Source organism: Pseudomonas sp. URMO17WK12:I12 (assembly GCF_000514395.1).
Taxonomy (GTDB): Bacteria; Pseudomonadota; Gammaproteobacteria; order Pseudomonadales; family Pseudomonadaceae; genus Aquipseudomonas; species Aquipseudomonas mucoides.
In genome coordinates this window covers 23579-44052 of the sequence record NZ_AZVV01000015.1, presented here as the reverse complement: position 1 = coordinate 44052, position 20474 = coordinate 23579, and the positions used below count along the sequence as shown (strand labels likewise).

Genomic DNA, 20474 nt, shown 5'->3' with positions numbered 1-20474 from the left:
TAGGAAGCTGGCAGGTCGTTTCAATACGTGGGTGTTTTTATTGTTATCGGTGCGCGAGGCTCAATGCAGCGCGAACAGGCGAGCTGCATCGACCCAAGTGGATTAAAGCGCAGCCTTGATCTTGCCGCTGGCTTCAGGGGTAACCCATTTAGTCCAGAGCGCTTCGTTGTTTTTCAGGAAATACTTGGCGCCTTCCTCACCGGTGGCCTGGTTGTCAGTCATCCAGGCAATCAGTTTATTCACCGTCTCGTTGGACCAGGCGCGCTTGTTCAGATACGCCATGACCGTTGGCGAGCGAGCGGCGAAGGACTTGGTGGTGAGGGTGTAGACCCGATCAATCGGCCAGCCATTCGGTTTGGGATCAGGACAGTCAGCAACGGTATTGCAACGTTTCCACTCCGCCGCATCGACCGGATGGCCGTTGTCCAGCTTCACCATGGGGTACTTGCCCAGTAAAGCCGTGGGCTCCCAGTAAAACCCAAGCCAGGGCGCCTTGCGCTCGTAGGCTTTGGCGATGGAACCATCCAGCGCGGCGGCCGAACCGGTGTCCACCAGGACGAAACCGGCCTTCTCGAAATCGTAGGCCTTATAAAACTGACTGGTGACCACGGTGCCGCCCCAACCCTGCGGGCCGTTGTAGATCGCGCCTTTTTTCTTGTCGTCAGGGGCCGGGAACAGTTCGGGATGTTTTTTCACATCCTCGAAGCTTTTGATGTCCGGATGGGCATCGGCAATGTACTTCGGAATCCACCAGCCCTGCGAGCCGCCGTCGGATAACGAGTTCGCCGCCTGGATCAGATTGCCACTTTGAATGCCGCTCCTGGCGACCTCCGGAACCAGGTCGATCCAGCCTTCGGGGGCGATGTCAGGCCGGCCCTTCTCGACCATGGAGGTGATGGTCGGAACCGTATCCCCGGTGACCAGATCGGCATTGCAACCGTAACCTGCGTTGAGAATCAGCTTGTCGACGTTGGCCATGACTTCAGCCGATTGCCAGTTCATGTTGGCAATCGTCACATCACCACACTCGGAGGCTGACACCCAACCGCTGAAGGCGACGATGCCGAGTGCAAGTCCCGTTTTCGAGAAAGACTTTAAATTCATAAACGCTAACCTCGATTGCGGCCAGAGTTAAGGAGGGCCAACTACCGCGTCATTGGACCTTCTTTCGTGTCAGCAGAATGGGCAAAGGGATTCATGCAACTGGCGACCGAGGCCGCTGAATCCAGACCTGCTTTTATTGTTTTATCGAATCCGCTGGCGAGCATGGCGTCGAGACCCGCCGCCGTGACCCCGCGATAATTGATGAGCGTCTGCAAGAGTTCGTCGACGGAGCGCCCATCGCCAATCAACTGACTGGCTTGCACCACCACTGCATGGCAAGCGCGCTGGGCGATTGCCGGTGGCAAACCGCTGCTCACGGCATGCTGAAACAGGCTGCGAGCCAACAATGCCGGGTAAGCAGGCCCTGTACCCACCAACGCCGTCAGGTAGTTCAAATGCCTTTCGCTGAAGACTTCATCGGCACCACCAAAGGTTTCGAACAAACACTGGGCGAACGCTTTTTGCTCTTCGCTGACCTGTTGAGTCGCCAGCCAGGGCGTATAGGATTTGCCGATTTCGGCGGCGGCATTCGCCATGGCGCGAATCACCTGCCGACTGCCGGTACGCTGCACCACATCTTCCAGAGAAACGCCTGCCATCAAGGAAATCACCAGCCGGTTTTCAGCGAAGATTTCTACCTCGGCAAACTGCTCGGGGCGCACGGACACGATGACCACCTCGCAGCGCTCCACCAACTCCTGGTTGTCGCTCGTTACCGTCACCTGTGACCACTTGGCACTCGTCAGCGGGTTGCTCGCACTGCGGTTCGAAAGCACCAAAGCCCCGGGCTGGACAAACGCCTTGTCGAGCATTGCCAGGGCAATCGAACGGCCAAGCCATCCCGATCCACCGATAATGCCTATCGTGGGTTCTTCGTACATGTGAACCTGCCTTCGTCAGTCAGACGTTGCGATCAGTCCTGGGTAGACGATGAAACCTCATCCATCACATACCCATGGCGGGAGTAGAAGCGTTTCAATTCACGCTCCAGGGGTTCCTGGCCGGTGAAGATCTTCACGTACTCGGGAATCCGCCGCATTCGCTCCCCGATATCCTCTCGGGTGTTGGTGCTGATGTAGCCAATCTGTGTCAGGTAAATCGTGCGGGCCCGCACATCGGCCCCCTCGTAGGTGTAGTCGAAGCGCATGAACATCCGGATCAAGGCTTCGCGGCGGGCAATGTCGGCCACGCGGATATGCTCGGACACTTCAGCGGACTGCAAGGCCCAACTGCGCATGGCAAATTCGAACTGTGAATCGAACAGATCGGGGTTCAGCCAACAGTCGAAAACATTGAGCATCGCTTCGGCAATGCTCTCGGCATAACACTCGGTCTGGGCGACCAGATTACCGGTGTTCTTCACCCGCCAGCGCTCGATCAAAGCAGCGAGCAGCTCTTCGCGGTCCTTGAAAAACCAGTAAAAGCTGGTTCTCGACAACCCCAGCTTTTTGGCCAGCGGCATCACCCGCACCGTGTCGACTCCGCACTCGGTCAGGCTTTCATAGGCTGCATCGAGCCACCCTTCCAGGGACCCTCTCCAGCCGGTTTCTACTGCTTTGGTTTGTTCGTTCATGGCTCGATCCTAGCCGCTCACACAACACCACGCAAGCAAAATGTACACCTGTGTCCATAGTATTGACACAGGTGTACATTTCACCCTAACGTAATTTCAACGCAGGTCCTTGCCCGCTTTCGGAGAGTCTTGACGATGCTGAATGATCCGCTCCTCCAGCCCTATCAGTTGAAGCACCTGACTTTACGAAATCGCATCATGACCACCGCCCACGAACCGGCTTATCCCGTGGACGGCATGCCCAAGGAGCTCTATCGCGCCTACCACGTGGAACGGGCGAAGGCCGGCGTGGCCTTGACCATGACCGCAGGCTCCGCTGCGGTTTCCCGGGACAGCCCGCCGGTGTTCAACAACATCCTGGCCTACAAGGACGAGGTGGTCGGCTGGATGCGCGACCTGAGTGACGCCTGCCACGAACATGGCGCGGCCGTCATGATCCAGTTGACGCACCTGGGCCGGCGCACGCGCTGGGACAAGGGCGACTGGCTGCCCGTGGTGTCACCCTCGTTCGAGCGCGAAGCCTCCCATCGCTCCTTCCCGAAGAAGATGGAAGACTGGGATGTGGAACGCATCATCAAGGACTATGCCGACGCCGCCGAACGGATGAAGTTTGCAGGTCTGGACGGCATTGAGCTGCAAGCCTATGGGCACCTGATGGATCAATTCTGGTCGCCACTGACCAACGACCTCGATGCCCCCTACGGCGGCTCCATCGACAACCGGCTGCGCTTTACCTTCGACATCCTCAGCGCCATTCGCCAGCGCGTCGGCCACGAGTTCATCGTCGGCGTGCGTTATACCGGCGATGAATTGACGCCCGGCGGGCTGACCGCGGCGGATGGGCTGGACATCTCCAGGCGCTTGAAAGACAGCGGCATGGTGGACTTTCTCAATGTTGTCCGCGGCCACATCGACACCGACGCGGGTTTGACCGACCTGATTCCGATCCAGGGCATGCGCAATTCACCGCACCTGGACTTCGCGGGAGAAATTCGCGCCGCCACCGACTTCCCCACCTTTCACGCGGCGAAGATTCCAGACGTGGCCACCGCCCGCCATGCCATCGCTTCGGGCAAGATCGACATGGTGGGCATGACCCGCGCGCACATGACCGATCCGCATATCGTGCGCAAGATTATCGAAGGCCGCGAAGACGATATTCGCCCCTGTGTCGGCGCCAATTATTGCCTGGACCGGATCTATCAGGGCGGTGCTGCCTATTGCATTCACAACCCGGCCACCGGCCGCGAAACCAGCATGCCCCATGACATTCCCAAGGCGGCGAGCAAACGCAAGATTGTGATTGTCGGGGCTGGCGTCGCCGGGCTGGAAGCGGCGCGAGTGGCGGCCGAGCGCGGCCATGAGGTGGTGGTGTTCGAAGCCGCCAATCAGGCCGGTGGTCAGGTTCGGCTCACCGCGCAATCGGAACGCCGACGGGAAATGATCAGCATCGTCGAGTGGCGCATGGCCCAGTGCCTGGCACGTGGCGTCAGTTTTCGTTTCAATACCTGGGCCGAGGCCAGCACCGTCCACGACGAAAACCCGGACGTGGTGATCATCGCCACCGGCGGCCTGCCCCATACCGAGATTCTCTCGACAGGCAATGATCTGGTGGTCTCCACCTGGGACATTATTGCCGGGGATGTGAAACCCGGGCGCAATGTCCTGCTGTTCGACGACGCCGGTGATCATGCGGCGCTGCAAGCTGCCGAATTCATCGCCAGAAGTGGCGCAAAAGTCGAAATCATGACGCCGGACCGGACCTTCGCGCCGGAAGTCATGGCAATGAATCTGGTGCCGTACATGCGCTCGCTGCAAGCTTTGGATACCACCTTCACCGTCACCTTCAGGCTGCTCGCAGTCGAGCGCGAGGGGCAGGATCTGCTGGCAACGATAGACAGCGATTACGGCAGTGCGCGCAAGGTCCGACGCGTCGATCAAGTGGTGGTCAACCACGGCACCCGACCGCTGGACGAACTGTATTTCGAATTGAAATCCGCTTCCAGCAACGGCGGTGTGATCGAACATCAGGACCTGATCGTTGGCAACCCACAACAGGTGGTGACCAACCCGGACGGCAGATTTCAGTTGTTCCGCATCGGCGATGCCGTGGCTGCGCGCAACACCCACGCCGCGATCTACGATGCCTTGAGACTGGTGAAGGACTTGTAAACGAACCCAGGTGAAAAACATGCCAAGCGATGAAACACCCTCATGGAAAATTGCCGGGAAAAACGGCATCCAGGGACCGGTTGAAGGCTCTCTTTATTATTCGTCCTCAATGGATGACTGGTTGCCGACGAAGGCTGAAGGCTTCTGGATCAAGCCGCTGTTCGAGGACAGCGAACGCGGCGAAAAAACCATGCTGATGAAAGTCGACCCTGGCGCCCAAGTCGCCAGTCATACCCATGAAGGCGAGCAGGAACAACTGTTCGTTTTGCAAGGCTCCTTCTACGACCAGGACCGCACACTGAACGTCGGCGACTACTGTTGCCGCGCTCCGAACGCGGCACACAGTGCGGGCTCGGTGCAGGGGGCCGTCCTGATGGTGATCTATACACGCCGATGACGGTTTCACCAGGGGCGATTTTTCCAACCGCCTAATCCCTTTCCAGCGTGTAAAGTAGCAGCCATACAATCATATTCAGGAACCGACTATGACCGTGGCCAAATCTTCCTTCGACATCAGTGCAAACTTCGACAGCGGCAACATTGAAGTGCTGGATATCAGCAACCCGCTTCAAGCGCTGCTGGCCATCAAACCTGACACCCGCAGCCCGCACTTCCAGTGGTTCCACTTCAAGGCCAGCGGTCTGCACGTCGGTCAAGAGCACTGGTTTCGCCTGAACAACGCCAGCAAGTCCTCGTACAACAAAGCCTGGGACGGTTATCAGGCTGTTGCGTCGTACGACCACGTCAACTGGTTCCGCGTACCGACTATCTTCGAAGGCGACTGCCTGCGCTTCAGCCTCGAGGCCACCGCTACTCACGCCTGGTTCGCCTATTTCGAACCTTACAGCCGTGGCCGTCATGACTGGCTGATCGAACAGGCACTGACCAAGGCCGGCACCGAGCTGCTGGCGACCGGCAAGAGTGTTGAAGGGCGCGACATTCAGTTGTTGCGCAAAGGTACCGGTGCCGAAGGCCGGCGCAAGGTCTGGATGATCGCTCAGCAACACCCTGGCGAACACATGGCCGAATGGTTCATGGAAGGCGTGATCGAGCGCCTGGAAAAGCACGACGACCCGGTGTTGAACAAACTGCTGGCCAGCGCCGACCTGTACCTGATCCCGAACATGAACCCGGACGGCGCCTTCCACGGTCACCTGCGCACCAACGCCATGGGCCAGGACCTGAACCGTGCCTGGCAGAGCGCCAGCCAGGAGATCAGCCCGGAAGTGCTGTTCGCGCAACAGCAGATGGAAAAATATGGCGTCGACCTGTTCCTCGACATCCATGGCGATGAAGAAATCCCGTACGTGTTCACCGCTGGCTGCGAAGGCAACCCGGGCTTTACGCCGCGCATCGAAAAACTCGAAGAGCATTTCCGCAGCCATCTGAAACACCTGACCAAGGATTTCCAGACCAAGCACGGCTACACCCGCGACGAGCCGGGAAAAGCCAACATGACCCTGGCCTGCAACAGCGTCGGTCAGAAATTCGACTGCCTGTCGTTGACCCTGGAGATGCCGTTCAAGGACAACGACGATGCTCCGAATGCGCTGACAGGCTGGTCCGGCAAGCGCTCCAAGCAATTGGGCAAGGACGTGCTGACCACCGTCGCCGACATGATCGACACCCTGCGCTGATCACCCGAATCCTGTACGTTCGGCTCATGTAGCAGCTGCCGAAGGCTGCGTTCGACAGCGGCTACATGAGCCGAACGCAGGCTGCGCCAGCTGCTACAGGGATCAGCCGCGGTCCTTGCCCCGCAACATGCTGTCCAGCACATCATCGCGCCGCACCCAGCCGTGAAACAACGCCGCCGCCAAATGCAGCAGCACGGTCAAGAACAGCAAATACGCCAAATACCCATGCGCCTTGCGTAAAAACGCAAACACCTGCGCATTGGCCGGCAGGATCGATGGCAACTGGAACGAGTTGCTGAGCATCACCGGATCACCCGCCGCCGAAATCATTGCCCAACCTAGCAACGGCAACACGAACATCAAGGCATACAGCAAGACGTGCGAGGCCTTGGCTGCCAGCGCCTGCCAGCTCGGCAAATCGGCCGGCAACGGCGGTTGTCGGGTGGAAAAGCGCACGAACAAACGCACGATCACCAGCAGCAGAATCGCAATGCCCAACGGTTTGTGCAGATGGATCAACCACTCATGGCGCTCGGACACCGAAGCCACCATCCCCGCACCGATAAACAGCATCGAAATGATCATCAGCGCCATCAGCCAATGCAGCAGCCGCGCCAATGGCGCGAAATGGTTCGGTTGGGCGCTCATTGTTGAGCCTCCTGTTTAGCGGTGGGCAACTGACTGACTTCACTGGTGCGGCGCAAGTAGGAACTGGCGTAACCGGCTGAACGAGCCGCGAGCAACGGGTCGTCGGAACCTTCGATACCACTGGGCAACACGAGCGGGTCGTAGTTGATGTCACGGCACTCGCCATTGAGTTGCGGCTGGGTACGTTCAAGGACCAGCGTGCCGGCGTTCAACACTTTGCGACCATCGGGCCAGGCCTTGCTGGCGTCGTTGACCGGGTCCCCCGGGTTGGCCAGCGTGATCATCAACTGCCAACGCAACGGTCCGGCCGACAAGCGCTGAACCAGGTCTTTCTCCAGAAAATCGCTGCCTTCAGGTGCTGTGGCGCCCGCCGCATCCTGTGCCACCGGCACCATGTTCCAACGCACTGCCTGGCGTTGACCGGCCGCATTCACCAGGTAGAACGCATTGACGCTGTTGTACGTCTCGGTCGCATAACTGGCCGACGGCTTGGCGGTTTTGATCCAGGCCAGGAACGGCGCCGCTTCCGGATGGGAGCCGAAGAATGCCGGGACCGCCGCCGGATCAGGTTTACCGGTGGTGGGAAGCGGCGACTGGGCTTGCTGCAATTGATAGAACGCTTCAGGCGTGCCCACCGGGAACACCGGCATGCTGTTCATCCCGGTGCGCCACTGCTGGCCGTTGGCCTGGGTAAATCGCAACGCCATGCTGCGAATCGGCACGGCGCTGTCAGGCGCGTAAGGATTGCCGGCGGGCAATGCGAACCGCCCGACCACCGGGGTCTGTGCTTCGCTGAACACCTGGGCACTGGAATAATTGCGCGCTTCACTGCTGCTTTCGAAATGGCCGATCACGCACACGCCTTTGGCGTGATTGCGCCGGAAACCCGGGTGCACGCCGTTGTTGGTTTCCAGCACATTGATCAGTTTTTTCGGTGTCAGACGTTGTGGGTCAAAGGTGCCGTTGACGTAGGCAAAGGCCCCGGCCAACGCGGCGACCACCACGGCAATGCCGGTCAGGCGTAACGTCAGGCTTGCGCCACTCAGCGGTGGCCGGGTGGGCCCGGTTGGCGGTGTTGAGCGATCAACCATGAAAGACTCCAGGGCCATCGGCCACAGGGGGAAGGAGCTATGAGACGAACGTCACGTAGGATTATTCCCCCTGAACTGTAGTTTCTTTCAAAGCGTCGCGAGCGACGAATACTCAAACCCCATCAGGCAGGGTTAAAACATGCCTCACGTTTATCGAGAAAAGCCTGCATGCCTTCTTTTTGCCCGGGGGTTGCAAACAACCCATGGAACGCCCTTCGCTCGTGCAACAGGCCTTCGCGTAATCCCGGCTCCAGCGCGCGATCAACCGCTTCGCGCGCTGCCATGGTGGCGGTTTTGGCGAAACCGGCGATGGTCTGCGCCGCCGCCAGGGATTCTTCCAGCAGGTCGGCGGCGGCAATGACTCTCGACACCAGCCCTGCCCGTTCGGCCTCCTGGGCAGACATCGAGCGGCCGGTCAGGATCATGTCCATGGCTTTCGATTTTCCGATCAGGTGCGTGAGACGCTGAGTGGCGCCCATGCCGGGCATCACGCCCAGTTTAATTTCCGGTTGAGCAAATCGCGCCGTATCGGCCGCAAAGATCAAGTCGCACATCATCGCCAACTCGCAGCCGCCACCAAACGCATAACCGGTGACCGCGGCCAGCGTGGGGGTGCGTAACGTGGCAAAGGCTTCCCACCCGGCAAAATAATCCTCGTGGACCATGTCCAGATAGGACTTTTGGCTCATCTCCTTGATGTCGGCACCCGCCGCGAAATAGTCCACGGTACCGGTCAGGACGAAACACCCCACCCCCGGATCCCGATCCAACCGTTGCAGGGTGTCCAGCAATTCGCGCATGACCTCATCGCTCAGGGCGTTCCGGGCTTGCGGGCGGTTCAGACGAATCAAGACGACTCGATCATGATGTTCGATCAATGTGTGCATGGTGACCTCTTTGAAAAATAGTTGAAGGGTTAATAGCCAGCGCTCACGTCAGGAATCCCAGATCGCGCCGTAGGCTGGAATGCCTCGACTCTCCATTTCCTCGACCACTCGCTGAGTCAGTGTCTGGTTGGAAATGCAGATCACGGCCTCTGCACCGAACGCTTGAACCGCGTCATAGGCCAGTTGCACCAGATCGGGTTTGCCGAGCACATCGGTGTCCCAGATCAAGGCGTCGGGCTGGGCCTGAAGAATCTCCTCCACCAGCTCGTCACCGTAGGTTTTTCGTGGATTGCGGGTCGACCAGATCAGATGGATCGGCACTTGCCTTGCGAGCAGATGGGGCAGCACCGGGCCGATACCGCTGCCGGTGGCGACATACACCACCGACTTGAACAGGGTTTCGATGTGCGCCACGCCAGCGGTGGTAATGCCTTTGACCCAGACGTGAGTTGGCATTTGCTCGATGAATTCGCCGGTCCAGTCCCCGGCCCGGGAAATGATCAGCCGAAAACCGGCCTCCCCCGGCGTGGGAATGTTGGCAAACGAATGCCATTCCAACAGCGGGTTGAGACTGATGGCGTTGGACGAACCGGCAAACGGCGTGACATGCCCGAACCGGGCAATGACGGCGTGGGATGAAGTCCTGAGTAACTGCACCGGCACTTTGCGCAAACGCAACCATGGCAACGCAATGCTGAACGTCAGCACCATCAGCATCCAGAAGGGCACCGAGGTGGCCAGCACCTCTTGCAGCGGCACTTGCGGGTTCTGATCACGAGCAAACAGAAGGGTCGAGCCCCAAAACATGACGAGTGCGGCCCAGCCACCGAAGCGGTGAGTTCGCTCGAACCCATTGTGGAAACGCGAACGAATCCACGGATGCGCCATGGTCGCCACCAGTAGCAACACCCCCAACAGCCCTGCATTCACCCAAAGCAGCGCGGTCGAAACGCCACCTTTGCCGTCAATCCAATGCCAACCCAATGAGCCCAGCAACGCCACGAACCAACCCATGGCGGCCAAGGCTCCGCCACTGTGCAGGCCCCCCAAGTGATAGACCTTGGCCAATGAGCGACGAATCATCAGTGGCCAATGGGTGGGGGCCCGGGTGGCCAGCCAGAACAGCAGATTGATGACGTATTGCTGGCGGATCAAAATCGCCATCGACAGATTCGCCACTACCAGCCCCGCCAGCGTTTCAAGGGCAATACCGGTGGATGTCCACCATTGCCCGGCGTTCAATCCATGCACCAGCGCGGCACCATTGAGTATCAGGACCAGTGCCACAAGCCGGTTGTAATGGGAAAACCACGGCAGCGTTCCAAGGCGTCGCCACAGCGCACGCTTGGCGGGTAAACCGCGAGCGGCGCTCATGCGCTCACCCTCGATACAGCGTTGGCATCAAGGTTGGCCTGCTGCGCCTGGGCCAGCAGCCGCCGCTTGTCGACTTTACCCCGTGAAGTCAGGGGAATGTGGTCCACGGCGATGATCAACGAAGGGACGCAATAATAGGCGAGGCGCGCCTCACAGCGACGTCGCGCCGCTTCGATGTCGGTGGACGCAGGGCTGACGAAGGCCACCAGATGACGACTGTCGAGTTTCAGCGTAACCGCTCGCTCGCAGGCGTCGCATGACTCCAGCACCGCCGACACACTGTCGAGCTCAACCCGAAAGCCCCTCACCTTGACCTGATCATCAACGCGTCCCAAGTGTTCGAGCTCGCCCTCCTCCGTCCAGCGCCCCAGGTCGCGAGTCCGAAACATCATCCGGTCCTGACCCAGAAATGGATCGGGTCGATAACGTTCGGCGGTGAGCGCCGCATTCCCCAGGTAACCCGCCGTTACGCAATCCCCGCCCGCCCACATTTCCCCTTGCACCCCAGTGGCACACGGTCGACCGTCTTCATCGAGTACGTATACCGTGTTATTGGGCGTGGGTTTGCCGATGGTCAGGGGCCTTCCGGCCTGATACCGCTGCATGGTGTTGACGATGGTGGTCTCGGTCGGGCCGCAGGCATTGTAAAACGTGCAAAACGACGACCAGTGATCGGCGAGTGGCTGTGGGCACGGCTCGCCGGCAACGGCCACGACCTTGGCCTGTTGGCAACGCGCGGGATCGAGTGTGCCGAGAATCGACGGCGTGGCGATCAGTACGTCGCATTGCTCGGCGGTCTGAGCAATGTCTTTGCCCCGGATCATCAACGTCGCGCCATGGGCCAGGCAACCCAGAATCTCCCACGCGGCCATATCGAAGGCGATGTTCAGCATCTGCCCGACCTTGAACCCAGGCTTCATGCCGAGGTTGCCCGGTTCCGTCAGCAGAATATTGCAGACATTGCGGTGGGTAACCCGAACCCCGTTGGGCTGCCCGGTGGTGCCGGAGGTGAACAACAGGAAGCACAGTAGATCCGGGATCGTTGACGGCGTACCGGCCACGTTCACTTCGTCCGATGAGGTGGTCGGGGCTGTCATGAAATCATCAAGGCATATGCAGTGCTGCGCTGCTGTCAGGGGAATCTGCGACTCAAGATTCGACAGCGTCAGCACAAGACGCGTGGCGGCAACCTCCATGATGTGGCGCAATTGTGTCGTGGGGGTGATCCCCACGTGCTGGGGAATGTAGGCCGCGCTCGCCTTCAATACGGCCAACATGCCCACCAGCATGGGGATCGAGCGTTCCACGAACAGGGCAACGTGATCACCGGGCTTGACGCCCTGGCTGATCAACACGGCAGCCAGTCGATTGGCCTGCCTGTTCAATTCGTTGTAGGTGATGGATTCACCTTGCCAAAGGGCCGCAATACCTTGTGGATGGGTCACGGCTTGCGCTTCGATTGCGTGATGAATCAAGGAGAACGCGGGCTTGACCGTCGGCCCACGGCCCAATGTCTGCCAAAGGTCATGATCCACAGCTGGCGCAGGCATCGGCGAAAAGACCACTGCGGGTTTGAGGGTGATAGCGTGCTCTTGCATGTCAAAAATCTCATCGGGCTCTATGTTCAAGCTCAAGACCGGACGGTGGCGCCGAGCCGACTGACTGGCTGGACGGAATGCCGCTTGCGCTTGTTACGAGGGTTGAGCCACGACGCTTGACGCAATTACAGGATTACAACCAATGAAGAAAAGTCCTACAAAAAACAGTCCGTGGGATTTTCTTTTACGGCAGAGGGAATAACCTGCGTCAGACGGCGTCTTCCTTGTCACTGCCGCCCTTCACTGACTCAGAACCCGCCCTATCCCATGAACGATATCGACGAACAACTCAGAGAAATCATTCCCAGGCTCCGGCGCTTCGCCGTGTCGCTGACGCGCAATCCCAGCAGCGCCGACGATCTGGTGCAGTCGAGTCTGGAACGAGCGCTGTCGAGTTGGGCGGACAAACGCCCCGAAGGCGACTTGCGCGCCTGGCTGTTTTCGATACTGTACCGGCAGTTTCTGGATGCCCACCGCCGTTCCCGGCGCTATGCGCGGATGCTCGAATTCTTTACCGGGCGTGACGACGCACAGCCCTCGGTCGAACGCACGGTGATTGCTCAATCGACGCTGCAAGCCTTCGACCGACTCACCACCGAACAGCGCGCCCTGCTGCTCTGGGTGTCGGTGGAAGGTTTGAGTTATAAAGAGGTCGCCGAGATTCTCGACGTCCCCACCGGCACCGTGATGTCCCGCCTGTCCCGCGCCCGCCAGGCCTTGCGCCAGCTCAGCGACGGCGAAATCATCAGCCCATCTTTGCGGATACTCAAATGATCAGCATGCCCCCGAGCGAGCGTGACCTGCACGCCTACGTCGATCACCAACTCAACGACGCCGACCGACGTCTGGTGGAAACGTATCTGGCCAGCCACCCGGAAACGGCCGCGCAAGTGCGCGCCTGGCAGCACGACGCCCAACAACTGCGCGCAGCCATGAGCGGCGCCCTGCACCACACCGCCAACCCGGACCTCGACCCGGCACTGATTCGCCAGCGTCTCAAACGCCAGTCGCGTCGTCATCTGGCCAGTGCAGCGGTGCTGTTGATTGCCGTCAGCGTCGGTGGGTTGAGCGGCTGGCAAGCGCGCCAAATGACCCTGCCCAGTCCCCCGCTGCCGATGACCGATGCGCTGCAGGCTTACCGGCTGATCGCCCAGCAGGGCATTCTGCCGGCCGACTACACGGTCAGCGACGATGGCGACATGCAGGGCTGGCTCGACCGTTATTTCACCCGCGCCAATCGCCTGCCGGACCTGTCGAGCGCAGGCTTCAAACCGGTCAGCGGCCGTTTGCTCAGCACCGAGCAAGGGCCGGCGGCGATGGTGGTTTACGAGGATCAGGGCGGGCACAAGATCAGCTTCTACGTGCGCCCACCGGGACCGAAAAACATTTTCCTGCCGCGAGGCAGTCGCAGCGATGGCGAGTTGCAGGCCGAATATTGGTCCGGCAGCGGCTACAACTACGCGATGGTCAGCCCGAGCGACACGCCGACGGCGCAGATGCTCAAGCAAACGGAGCAGTTCTGACCACCTAAAGGGATTCGGCGTCGATCACAAAACCTGGCCCCCCCAATCAACGGTAGGAGTGAGCCTGCTCGCGATAGCGGTGGGTCAGTCAACAGCAATGCTGGATGTACCGACCTCATCGCGAGCAGGCTCACCCCTGCAAGGGGTTCAGCGATCTGTTCAGCCCTGCCCAAACACCTGTGAAGGCCGGCGCAGCAGCGGATCGAATGGATTAATCCGCGGCCCGATCATCGCCGCTTCGCGCTTGAGCATCTCCACCACCGTCGGCAATCGATCCGGCCCCAGCCGGTCACTCACCGTCGCCACGCTCAACGCCGCCACCGCCCGCCCCTCTCGATCCAGAATCGGCACCGCCACCCCGGCCATGCCTTGCAGCACACCGGTGTTGCGCCCCGCATACCCCAACGCACGCACGTTCTCGACCTCCGAGCGCAGGAACACTTCGTCGTACAAATGGAAATCCTTGAGTCGCGGCAAGTTGTAGTGGATCACCGTATCGCGCTCCTCCTCCGGCAGGAACGCCAGAATCGCCAGGCTGCCCTGGCCCACGCCCAGCGCCACGCGCCCGCCGATATCGCCGGTGAACGTGCGGATCGGAAACGGCCCTTCGCTGCGGTCCAGGCAGATCGCGTCAAAACCGCTGCGCGCCAGTAAAAACAACGAATCCCCCAACGACGCCGAGAGCCGCAGCAACGACGGCCGCACCAGTTCACGCAGGTTGCCGGTATTGCCCGCTCGCGCCGCCAAGGCAAAAAAATCCAGGCTCAGGCGATAACGTTTGCTGCGTACATCCTGCTCGACCATGCCCTCGTCCATCAGGCTGCGCAACAAACGGTGCGTGGTCGGTTGCGACAAGCCAATGCGCTGCGCCAGTTGTGTCACGCGCTCCCCGCCCTCGACGGTGTCACCGAGGCTGCGCAACACGGCAAACAATCGGGAGACCGCACCGACACCGACTTCATTTTTGTTTTCATTCCGCTCAGTGGAATCTGACATGTGGTTTCTCGACAATAAATTTACTCAATGAATGAAATCGAAAATAATCATCGCTTCAGTGAAATAGGCCATTGAGCCCATCCTAGTCTTCGTCCTAATCTGCGTCCACAGGGGCGATTCGAACAACAGCGGCAGCCGACTCCAGTCGAGCGCCAACGCACCCCGCAAGACCTTTTCGTATCTGCCCATACAAAAAAGCGCGCCTTCGGGTGACGCATAACAATCTCAGGTGGAGCGCAGTCATGGCTTTTGTGCAACTTGAAGGACTCGGCAAACGTTACGGTGAGATCGACGCCGTCGTCGCCACTAACCTCTCGGTAGAGAAAGGCGAGTTCGTGTCCCTGCTCGGTCCGTCCGGGTGCGGCAAAACCACCACCCTGCAAATGATCGCCGGCTTCGTCGAAGTCACCAGCGGTCGCATCCTGCTCGACGGCCGCGACATCACCCACGCCAAACCCGCCAGCCGTGGACTGGGCGTGGTGTTCCAGAGTTACGCGCTGTTCCCGCACATGACCGTCAAGGACAACGTCGCCTTCGGCCTGCGGATGCGCAAAGTGCCCGCCGCCGAGTTGCAGCAACGCGTGGCCCGGGTGTTGAAACTGGTGCGCCTGGATCAACACGCCGAGCGTTATCCCCGCGAGCTTTCCGGTGGTCAGCGCCAGCGTGTGGCACTGGCCCGGGCCTTGGTGATCGAGCCGCCGGTGTTGCTGCTCGACGAGCCGCTGTCCAACCTCGATGCCAACCTGCGCGAAGAGATGCAGTTTGAAATCCGCCGCATCCAGCGCGAAGTCGGGATCACCACGCTGATGGTCACCCACGACCAATCCGAAGCGCTGTCCATCAGCGACCGCGTGGTGGTGATGCAGGCCGGGCGCATCACGCAAATCGACGCGCCCTACACCCTCTACGAACATCCGCGCACCGAGTTCATTTCCGGCTTCGTCGGCAAAGCCAACCTGCTGCCCGGCGAGCGTGACAGTGCCGGCGTGGTGCAGGTGCGCAGTGGCGGCGACCTGACCCTGAGCCTGCGCCCGGAAAAAATAGATCTGCGCGAACAAGATCACGGGCGTCTGCAAGGCAAGATTGCCAGCCGCTTCTTCCTCGGCAGCCAATGGTTATACGGCGTCTCCACGGCCTTGGGTGACATCAGTGTGGTGCGTCGCAACGACGGCTCGACGCCGCTGAACGAAGGCACGGCGGTCGGCCTCGACTGGGATGCAAAGTTGCTGCGGGTGCTGACGGTCGACGAGGTGTCGGCATGAGTACGTTGGCCGCCGTTCGCCAGGGGCGTCAGGGCTACTTGTTGTTGGCACCGGCCCTGGCGTTGTACATCAGCCTGTTGGCCATCCCGCTGCTACTGACGCTGGTGTTGTCGTTCAACGTCTTCGACTACAGCTCGGGGATCAAGAGCGACGCCTACACCCTCAGTCACTACAGCAGCCTGCTGGGCGACCCGTACTTCTACGAAATCTTTCTGCGCACGATGTGGATCAGCGCTCTGACCACCCTGCTGTGCGTGGTGATCGGCGTGCCCGAGGCTTACATCCTCAGCCGCATGGGCGCGCCGTGGCGTTCGATCTTTCTGATCTTGATCCTCACGCCGCTGCTGATTTCGGTGGTGGTGCGCGCGTTCGGCTGGAGCCTGCTGCTCGGCGCCGACGGCCTGGTCAATCAAACCCTGCAAGCCTTCGGCGGTTCGCCGATGAAGCTGTTGTACACGCCGTTTGCGGTGGTGATTGCGCTGGTCCACGTGATGCTGCCGTTCATGATCATTCCGGTCTGGACCTCACTGCAGAAACTCGACCCGGCCGCCGAACAAGCCGCGATGTCCCTCGGCGCCAGTCACTTCACGGTGATGCGCCAGGTGATTCTGCCGCAGATCATGCCCGGCGTTCTTTCCGGCACCTTGATCGTGTTCGGCCTCGCCGCCAGCTCATTTGCGATCCCCGGCCTGCTGGGCGGGCGTCGCCTGAAAATGGTCGCCACGCTGATCTACGACCAGTACCTGTCGGAGCTGAACTGGCCGATGGGCGCGGCGATTGCCGTGGCGCTGCTGGTGCTCAACCTGCTGATCATGCTGTCGTGGAACCGGATGATCGAAGGCCGCTACAAGAAGTCATTGGGATAACTCGTCATGTCCAAGAACGGTCCTTTCGCCCTGCTGTTTCACGCCCTGGTGGTGCTGTTCATGCTCGCGCCGCTGGTGGTGGTCTGCCTCGTCGCGTTCACCCCGGAAAACACCCTGAGCCTGCCGACCACCGAGTTTTCCCTGCGCTGGTTCCGCGCGGTGTTCGAGCGCGCCGACTTTGTCGATGCGTTCTACAACAGTTTGATCCTGGCGTTTTGCGCCGCCAGCCTGGCGACCCTGATTGCGGTGCCGGCGGCGTTGGCAATCACCCGTTTCGAGTTTCCCGGACGGGATTTTTTCAACGGTCTGTTCCTGTCGCCGATCATCATTCCACACCTGGTGCTGGGCGTTGCCTTGCTGCGTCTGTTTGCGCTGATGGGGGTCAACGGCAGCTTCGCCTGGCTGATTTTCGCCCACGTGCTGGTGATCACGCCGTACGTGCTGCGACTGGTGCTGGCGTCGGCCATTGGCCTGGACCGCAGCGCCGAACATGCCGCGCAATCCCTCGGCGCCGGGCGCTTCACGCTGTTCCGGGAAATCACCTTGCCGATGATTCTGCCGGGCGTTGCGGGGGGCTGGTTGCTGGCGTTCATCAACAGCTTTGACGAGGTCACGCTGTCGATTTTCGTTACCTCGCCGGCCACGCAAACCCTGCCGGTGCGCATGTACGTGTACGCCACCGAATCCATCGATCCGATGATGGCGGCGGTGTCGGCCCTGGTGATCGCGCTGACCGCGCTGACGATGATTCTGCTTGATCGGGTCTACGGCCTTGATCGGGTGCTGGTGGGAAAACAATGAGGGCGCCATGGCTTTGCTGAAACGACTGGCCGAGGGCGATCGCCCGGCCGTGAACTTTACCCTCGACGGCCAACCGGCCAGCGCCCTGCTCGGCGACACCGTGCTGACCGCGGTGCTGACCTGCAGCGAGCACCTGCGCGGCAGCGACTTCAGCGCCGAACCCCGCGCCGGGTTCTGCCTGATGGGCGCGTGCCAGGACTGCTGGGTCCGCCTGGGCGACGGCCGACGCGTCCGCGCGTGCTCGACGCTGCTTGAAACCGACCACCACATCACCCGCGAACCGGGGCGCTCGCTATGAACACCGTGTCTATCTGCCGAAACCTCCCCCCCTGTGGGAGCGGGCTTGCCCGCGATGGCGGACTTTCAGCCAACATCGATTTTGAATGTGCGATCGTCATCGCGGGCAAGCCCGCTCCCACAGGGATTTTGTGGCTGTCGGCTAAAGGGTGGTGGGTATGAAGAAGCCTGTGGTCATCATCGGCGCCGGCCCCGCCGGGATTCGGGCGGCGCAGACGCTGGTGGCACATGGCGTTCGCCCGGTGTTGCTGGATGAAGCCGCGCGCGGTGGCGGGCAGATTTATCGGCGTCAGCCGGCCAACTTCAAGCGCTCGGCGGTCAAGTTGTATGGCTTCGAAGCACGCAAGGCCAAGGCGCTGCATCAGACCCTCGACACCCTGCGCGAACAGCTCGACTATCGGCCCGACACCCTGGTGTGGAACGCCGAAGCGGAGGCGCTCGACACGCTGCATGAAGGCCGCGCCGCACGCATTGAGTTCTCCCGCGTGATTGTCGCCACGGGCGCCACCGACCGGATTCTGCCGGTGCAAGGCTGGACGCTGCCAGGCGTCTACAGCCTCGGCGCCGCGCAGATCGCCCTGAAATTCCAGGGCTGCGCCATCGGTGAACGCGTGGTGTTCGCCGGCAGCGGCCCGTTGCTGTACCTGGTCGCGTACCAATACGCCAAGGCCGGTGCGAAGGTGGTCGCGGTACTCGACAGTTCGCCGTTCAGTGCCCAGGTCCGCGCCCTGCCCGGCCTGCTCGCGCAACCGGCCACGCTGGCTAAAGGCATTTATTACCGCAGCTGGCTGAGCGCTCACGGCATCCCGGTGCATCAGGGCGCCACCTTGCAACGCATCGAGGGCGAACACCGCGTGCGGTCGCTGAACTGGTCCAACGCAAAGGGCGAACATCAAATGGCATGCGACGCCGTCGCGTTCGCCCATGGCTTGCGCAGCGAAACCCAACTCGCCGATTTGCTCGGCTGCGAATTTGCCTGGAACCCGCTCAACCGCGCCTGGCTACCGCAACGTGACAGCGCCGGACGCAGCAGTGTCGCCGAGGTGTACCTGGCCGGTGACGGCGCCGGGATCATGGGCGCCGATGCCGCGGAAATGGCCGGTGAACGAGCCGCCTTGGCGGTGCTCGAAGACAGCGGCCACCTGATCGCGCCACAGCGCTGCGTCCAACTCGAGCAATCGCTCACCCGGATAAACACCTTTCGCAAAGGGCTGGAACAGGCCTTCATCTTCCCCGAACACTGGGCAGCCCAAACCGCTGACGAGGTGATGATCTGTCGCTGCGAAGAAGTGCGCGCCGGTGACATTCGTCAGGTTGTGCGCGAGGGCCACTGGGAAATCAACCGGGTCAAAGCCCATTGCCGCGCGGGCATGGGTCGCTGCCAGGGGCGGATGTGCGGCGCCGCCACCGCAGAAATCATTGCCGGTGAGAGTCAGCGTGCCGTGTCGCAGATCGGTCGGCTGCGCGCACAGGCGCCGGTCAAGCCGCTGCCGTTTGGCCTGGAGGTCGAATCGTGATCGAAGTCGATGCGATCATCATCGGCGGCGGCATTGTCGGCGCCTCGGCCGCCCTGTTCCTGAGCAAAGCCGGACGTCGCGTGGCGTTGCTGGAGCGGGACTTTTGCGGCTCGCATTCCAGCGGTGTGAATTATGGCGGCGTGCGGCGTCAGGGTCGACCGCTGTCACAACTGCCCTTGTCGCAACGGGCACACGAGATCTGGGAACAACTGCCCCAGTTGATTGGCATTGACGGTGAATATCAACGCAGTGGTCATTTGAAGCTCGCACGCAGCCTCGACGACTTGCGTGCGTTGCAGGATTACGCCGCCAGCAGCCAGGGTTTCGGCCTCGATTTGCAGCTACTGGATCGCGCTGAATTGCGCGCACGTTTTCCCTGGGTCGGCGACGTCGCCGTGGGTGCTTCGTATTGCCCCGACGACGGTCACGCCAACCCGCGACTGGTCTCACCCGCCTTCGCCCAAGCCGCGCGGCGCCACGGCGCACAGGTGCATGAACAGTGCGCCGTCACTGCGGTGGAGCACGACGGCCAGTGCTTTCGGGTCAGCGCCCACAACGGTCTGGAACTGCACGCGCCATGGCTGCTGAACTGCGCTGGCGCCTGGGCCGACCGCCTCGCCGAACAGTTCGGCGAAGCAGTGCCCATGCACGCCGGGCACCCGGCGATGCTGGTCACCGAGCCGTTGCCACTGGTGATGAACGCCAGCACCGGCGTCGAAGGCGGCGGCATTTATGCCCGTCAGGTCGCTCGCGGTAATTGCGTGCTTGGCGGTGGACAGGGCTTTGCCCTCGACGCGGCCCGCGCACGCCCCGGCCAGCAGGCGGTGATCGAAATCCTGCGCCAGGCCGTCGAGCTTTATCCATTTCTTGAAGGTGCCCAGGCGATTCGCACCTGGAGCGGCACCGAAGGTTATCTGCCCGACCGCCAACCGGTGATCGGCCACAGCAGCACGCAACCCGGTCTGTTGCACGCGTTCGGCTTTGCCGGCGCGGGTTTCCAGATCGGGCCGGCGGTGGGCCAGGCGCTCACCGAGATCATCTGCAACGGCGCCTCGTCGACGTCGCTGGATGCGTTTTCCATCACCCGGTTTCACTCCATTTCCGTAGCTTGATAGAGGAAGGTCGCGC

At 61.0% G+C, this 20474-nt stretch carries 20 protein-coding genes; 11 read left to right on the top strand and 9 right to left on the bottom strand.

What is annotated here, in order from left to right; genetic code table 11:
• Nucleotides 1-102 precede the first annotated feature (102 nt).
• Genes D882_RS0121075 through D882_RS01000000131310 form a run of 3 tightly spaced genes read right to left on the bottom strand, consistent with a single transcriptional unit; the run spans nucleotide 103 to nucleotide 2677 of the window.
• Nucleotides 103-1104, bottom strand: coding sequence for an ABC transporter substrate-binding protein (locus tag D882_RS0121075; protein ID WP_027925059.1), 1002 nt, complete (start codon nucleotides 1102-1104; stop codon nucleotides 103-105).
• Between the two features lie 41 nt (nucleotides 1105-1145).
• The gene (locus tag D882_RS0121070) at nucleotides 1146-1985 is read right to left on the bottom strand and encodes a pyrroline-5-carboxylate reductase (RefSeq protein ID WP_027925058.1); all 840 of its coding nucleotides are present in this window, start codon (nucleotides 1983-1985) and stop codon (nucleotides 1146-1148) included.
• A gap of 32 nt (nucleotides 1986-2017) precedes the next feature.
• A complete protein-coding gene (locus tag D882_RS01000000131310; protein WP_032833623.1) occupies nucleotides 2018-2677 on the bottom strand; it encodes a TetR/AcrR family transcriptional regulator in 660 nt (219 codons plus the stop codon).
• A gap of 135 nt (nucleotides 2678-2812) precedes the next feature.
• Between D882_RS01000000131310 and D882_RS0121060 the strand changes: the two genes are divergently transcribed.
• The 3 genes from D882_RS0121060 to D882_RS0121050 all read left to right on the top strand — a co-directional run bounded on the left by D882_RS0121060 (nucleotide 2813) and on the right by D882_RS0121050 (nucleotide 6486).
• Complete coding sequence (locus D882_RS0121060; protein ID WP_027925057.1) at nucleotides 2813-4849, top strand: NADH:flavin oxidoreductase; 2037 nt, start codon at nucleotides 2813-2815, stop codon at nucleotides 4847-4849.
• Between the two features lie 19 nt (nucleotides 4850-4868).
• Nucleotides 4869-5246: a cupin domain-containing protein gene (locus D882_RS01000000131305; RefSeq protein WP_081743992.1), complete on the top strand. Its 378-nt coding sequence runs from the start codon at nucleotides 4869-4871 to the stop codon at nucleotides 5244-5246.
• An 88-nt stretch (nucleotides 5247-5334) separates the two neighbouring features.
• Nucleotides 5335-6486 (top strand): M14-type cytosolic carboxypeptidase, encoded by a 1152-nt coding sequence (locus tag D882_RS0121050; RefSeq protein WP_027925056.1) that lies wholly within the window; start codon nucleotides 5335-5337, stop codon nucleotides 6484-6486.
• Between the two features lie 102 nt (nucleotides 6487-6588).
• On the opposite strand, the gene D882_RS0121045 is transcribed toward D882_RS0121050, so the two are convergent.
• The 5 genes from D882_RS0121045 to D882_RS0121025 form a co-directional block, all read right to left on the bottom strand.
• Nucleotides 6589-7134 (bottom strand): cytochrome b, encoded by a 546-nt coding sequence (locus D882_RS0121045; RefSeq protein WP_027925055.1) that lies wholly within the window; start codon nucleotides 7132-7134, stop codon nucleotides 6589-6591.
• Complete coding sequence (locus tag D882_RS0121040; RefSeq protein ID WP_027925054.1) at nucleotides 7131-8225, bottom strand: catalase family peroxidase; 1095 nt, start codon at nucleotides 8223-8225, stop codon at nucleotides 7131-7133. The genes D882_RS0121045 and D882_RS0121040 overlap by 4 nt, the downstream gene beginning before the upstream one ends.
• Nucleotides 8226-8347: 122 nt before the next feature.
• On the bottom strand, nucleotides 8348-9112 hold the full coding sequence (locus D882_RS0121035; RefSeq protein WP_027925053.1) for an enoyl-CoA hydratase-related protein: 765 nt from the start codon (nucleotides 9110-9112) through the stop codon (nucleotides 8348-8350).
• A 48-nt stretch (nucleotides 9113-9160) separates the two neighbouring features.
• Nucleotides 9161-10486, bottom strand: a complete 1326-nt coding sequence (locus D882_RS0121030; protein WP_027925052.1) for a membrane protein — start codon at nucleotides 10484-10486, stop codon at nucleotides 9161-9163.
• Nucleotides 10483-12036, bottom strand: coding sequence for an amino acid adenylation domain-containing protein (locus tag D882_RS0121025; protein ID WP_050590226.1), 1554 nt, complete (start codon nucleotides 12034-12036; stop codon nucleotides 10483-10485). Before D882_RS0121025 ends, D882_RS0121030 begins: the two co-directional genes overlap by 4 nt.
• Nucleotides 12037-12351: 315 nt before the next feature.
• Between D882_RS0121025 and D882_RS0121020 the strand changes: the two genes are divergently transcribed.
• Nucleotides 12352-12858, top strand: coding sequence for an RNA polymerase sigma factor (locus D882_RS0121020; protein WP_027925050.1), 507 nt, complete (start codon nucleotides 12352-12354; stop codon nucleotides 12856-12858).
• Nucleotides 12855-13607 (top strand): anti-sigma factor, encoded by a 753-nt coding sequence (locus tag D882_RS0121015; protein ID WP_027925049.1) that lies wholly within the window; start codon nucleotides 12855-12857, stop codon nucleotides 13605-13607. The genes D882_RS0121020 and D882_RS0121015 overlap by 4 nt, the downstream gene beginning before the upstream one ends.
• A gap of 159 nt (nucleotides 13608-13766) precedes the next feature.
• On the opposite strand, the gene D882_RS0121010 is transcribed toward D882_RS0121015, so the two are convergent.
• A complete protein-coding gene (locus D882_RS0121010; protein WP_027925048.1) occupies nucleotides 13767-14603 on the bottom strand; it encodes an IclR family transcriptional regulator in 837 nt (278 codons plus the stop codon).
• Nucleotides 14604-14845: 242 nt separating this feature from the next.
• On the opposite strand from D882_RS0121010, the gene D882_RS0121000 reads away from it, so the two are divergent.
• From D882_RS0121000 to D882_RS0120975, 6 genes are all read left to right on the top strand, one after another.
• The gene (locus tag D882_RS0121000) at nucleotides 14846-15865 is read left to right on the top strand and encodes an ABC transporter ATP-binding protein (RefSeq protein ID WP_027925047.1); all 1020 of its coding nucleotides are present in this window, start codon (nucleotides 14846-14848) and stop codon (nucleotides 15863-15865) included.
• A complete protein-coding gene (locus D882_RS0120995; RefSeq protein ID WP_027925046.1) occupies nucleotides 15862-16731 on the top strand; it encodes an ABC transporter permease in 870 nt (289 codons plus the stop codon). The genes D882_RS0121000 and D882_RS0120995 overlap by 4 nt, the downstream gene beginning before the upstream one ends.
• A gap of 6 nt (nucleotides 16732-16737) precedes the next feature.
• Nucleotides 16738-17532 (top strand): ABC transporter permease, encoded by a 795-nt coding sequence (locus D882_RS0120990; protein WP_027925045.1) that lies wholly within the window; start codon nucleotides 16738-16740, stop codon nucleotides 17530-17532.
• A 7-nt stretch (nucleotides 17533-17539) separates the two neighbouring features.
• The gene (locus D882_RS0120985; RefSeq protein ID WP_027925044.1) at nucleotides 17540-17830 is read left to right on the top strand and encodes a (2Fe-2S)-binding protein; all 291 of its coding nucleotides are present in this window, start codon (nucleotides 17540-17542) and stop codon (nucleotides 17828-17830) included.
• A 157-nt stretch (nucleotides 17831-17987) separates the two neighbouring features.
• Entirely contained in the window at nucleotides 17988-19346 is a 1359-nt protein-coding gene (locus D882_RS0120980) for an NAD(P)/FAD-dependent oxidoreductase (RefSeq protein ID WP_032833621.1), read from the top strand.
• Nucleotides 19343-20458 carry an FAD-binding oxidoreductase gene (locus D882_RS0120975; protein WP_027925042.1) on the top strand — a complete coding sequence of 372 codons (1116 nt, stop codon included), beginning with the start codon at nucleotides 19343-19345 and terminating at the stop codon, nucleotides 20456-20458. The genes D882_RS0120980 and D882_RS0120975 overlap by 4 nt, the downstream gene beginning before the upstream one ends.
• Nucleotides 20459-20474: the final 16 nt, after the last annotated feature.

What these genes read in the sequence shown, in the direction of transcription:
- D882_RS0120985 (WP_027925044.1), top strand. Translation starts at nt 17,540, where the DNA reads ATGGCTTTGCTGAAACGACTGGCCGAGGGCGATCGCCCGGCCGTGAAC.
- D882_RS0121025 (WP_050590226.1), bottom strand. Translation starts at nt 12,036, where the DNA reads ATGCCTGCGCCAGCTGTGGATCATGACCTTTGGCAGACATTGGGCCGT.
- D882_RS0121000 (WP_027925047.1), top strand. Translation starts at nt 14,846, where the DNA reads ATGGCTTTTGTGCAACTTGAAGGACTCGGCAAACGTTACGGTGAGATC.
- D882_RS0120990 (WP_027925045.1), top strand. Translation starts at nt 16,738, where the DNA reads ATGTCCAAGAACGGTCCTTTCGCCCTGCTGTTTCACGCCCTGGTGGTG.
- D882_RS0121040 (WP_027925054.1), bottom strand. Translation starts at nt 8,225, where the DNA reads ATGGTTGATCGCTCAACACCGCCAACCGGGCCCACCCGGCCACCGCTG.
- D882_RS0121010 (WP_027925048.1), bottom strand. Translation starts at nt 14,603, where the DNA reads ATGTCAGATTCCACTGAGCGGAATGAAAACAAAAATGAAGTCGGTGTC.
- D882_RS0121035 (WP_027925053.1), bottom strand. Translation starts at nt 9,112, where the DNA reads ATGCACACATTGATCGAACATCATGATCGAGTCGTCTTGATTCGTCTG.
- D882_RS0121020 (WP_027925050.1), top strand. Translation starts at nt 12,352, where the DNA reads ATGAACGATATCGACGAACAACTCAGAGAAATCATTCCCAGGCTCCGG.
- D882_RS0120995 (WP_027925046.1), top strand. Translation starts at nt 15,862, where the DNA reads ATGAGTACGTTGGCCGCCGTTCGCCAGGGGCGTCAGGGCTACTTGTTG.
- D882_RS01000000131305 (WP_081743992.1), top strand. Translation starts at nt 4,869, where the DNA reads ATGCCAAGCGATGAAACACCCTCATGGAAAATTGCCGGGAAAAACGGC.
- D882_RS0121015 (WP_027925049.1), top strand. Translation starts at nt 12,855, where the DNA reads ATGATCAGCATGCCCCCGAGCGAGCGTGACCTGCACGCCTACGTCGAT.
- D882_RS01000000131310 (WP_032833623.1), bottom strand. Translation starts at nt 2,677, where the DNA reads ATGAACGAACAAACCAAAGCAGTAGAAACCGGCTGGAGAGGGTCCCTG.
- D882_RS0121075 (WP_027925059.1), bottom strand. Translation starts at nt 1,104, where the DNA reads ATGAATTTAAAGTCTTTCTCGAAAACGGGACTTGCACTCGGCATCGTC.
- D882_RS0121060 (WP_027925057.1), top strand. Translation starts at nt 2,813, where the DNA reads ATGCTGAATGATCCGCTCCTCCAGCCCTATCAGTTGAAGCACCTGACT.
- D882_RS0121030 (WP_027925052.1), bottom strand. Translation starts at nt 10,486, where the DNA reads ATGAGCGCCGCTCGCGGTTTACCCGCCAAGCGTGCGCTGTGGCGACGC.
- D882_RS0121045 (WP_027925055.1), bottom strand. Translation starts at nt 7,134, where the DNA reads ATGAGCGCCCAACCGAACCATTTCGCGCCATTGGCGCGGCTGCTGCAT.
- D882_RS0121050 (WP_027925056.1), top strand. Translation starts at nt 5,335, where the DNA reads ATGACCGTGGCCAAATCTTCCTTCGACATCAGTGCAAACTTCGACAGC.
- D882_RS0121070 (WP_027925058.1), bottom strand. Translation starts at nt 1,985, where the DNA reads ATGTACGAAGAACCCACGATAGGCATTATCGGTGGATCGGGATGGCTT.
- D882_RS0120980 (WP_032833621.1), top strand. Translation starts at nt 17,988, where the DNA reads ATGAAGAAGCCTGTGGTCATCATCGGCGCCGGCCCCGCCGGGATTCGG.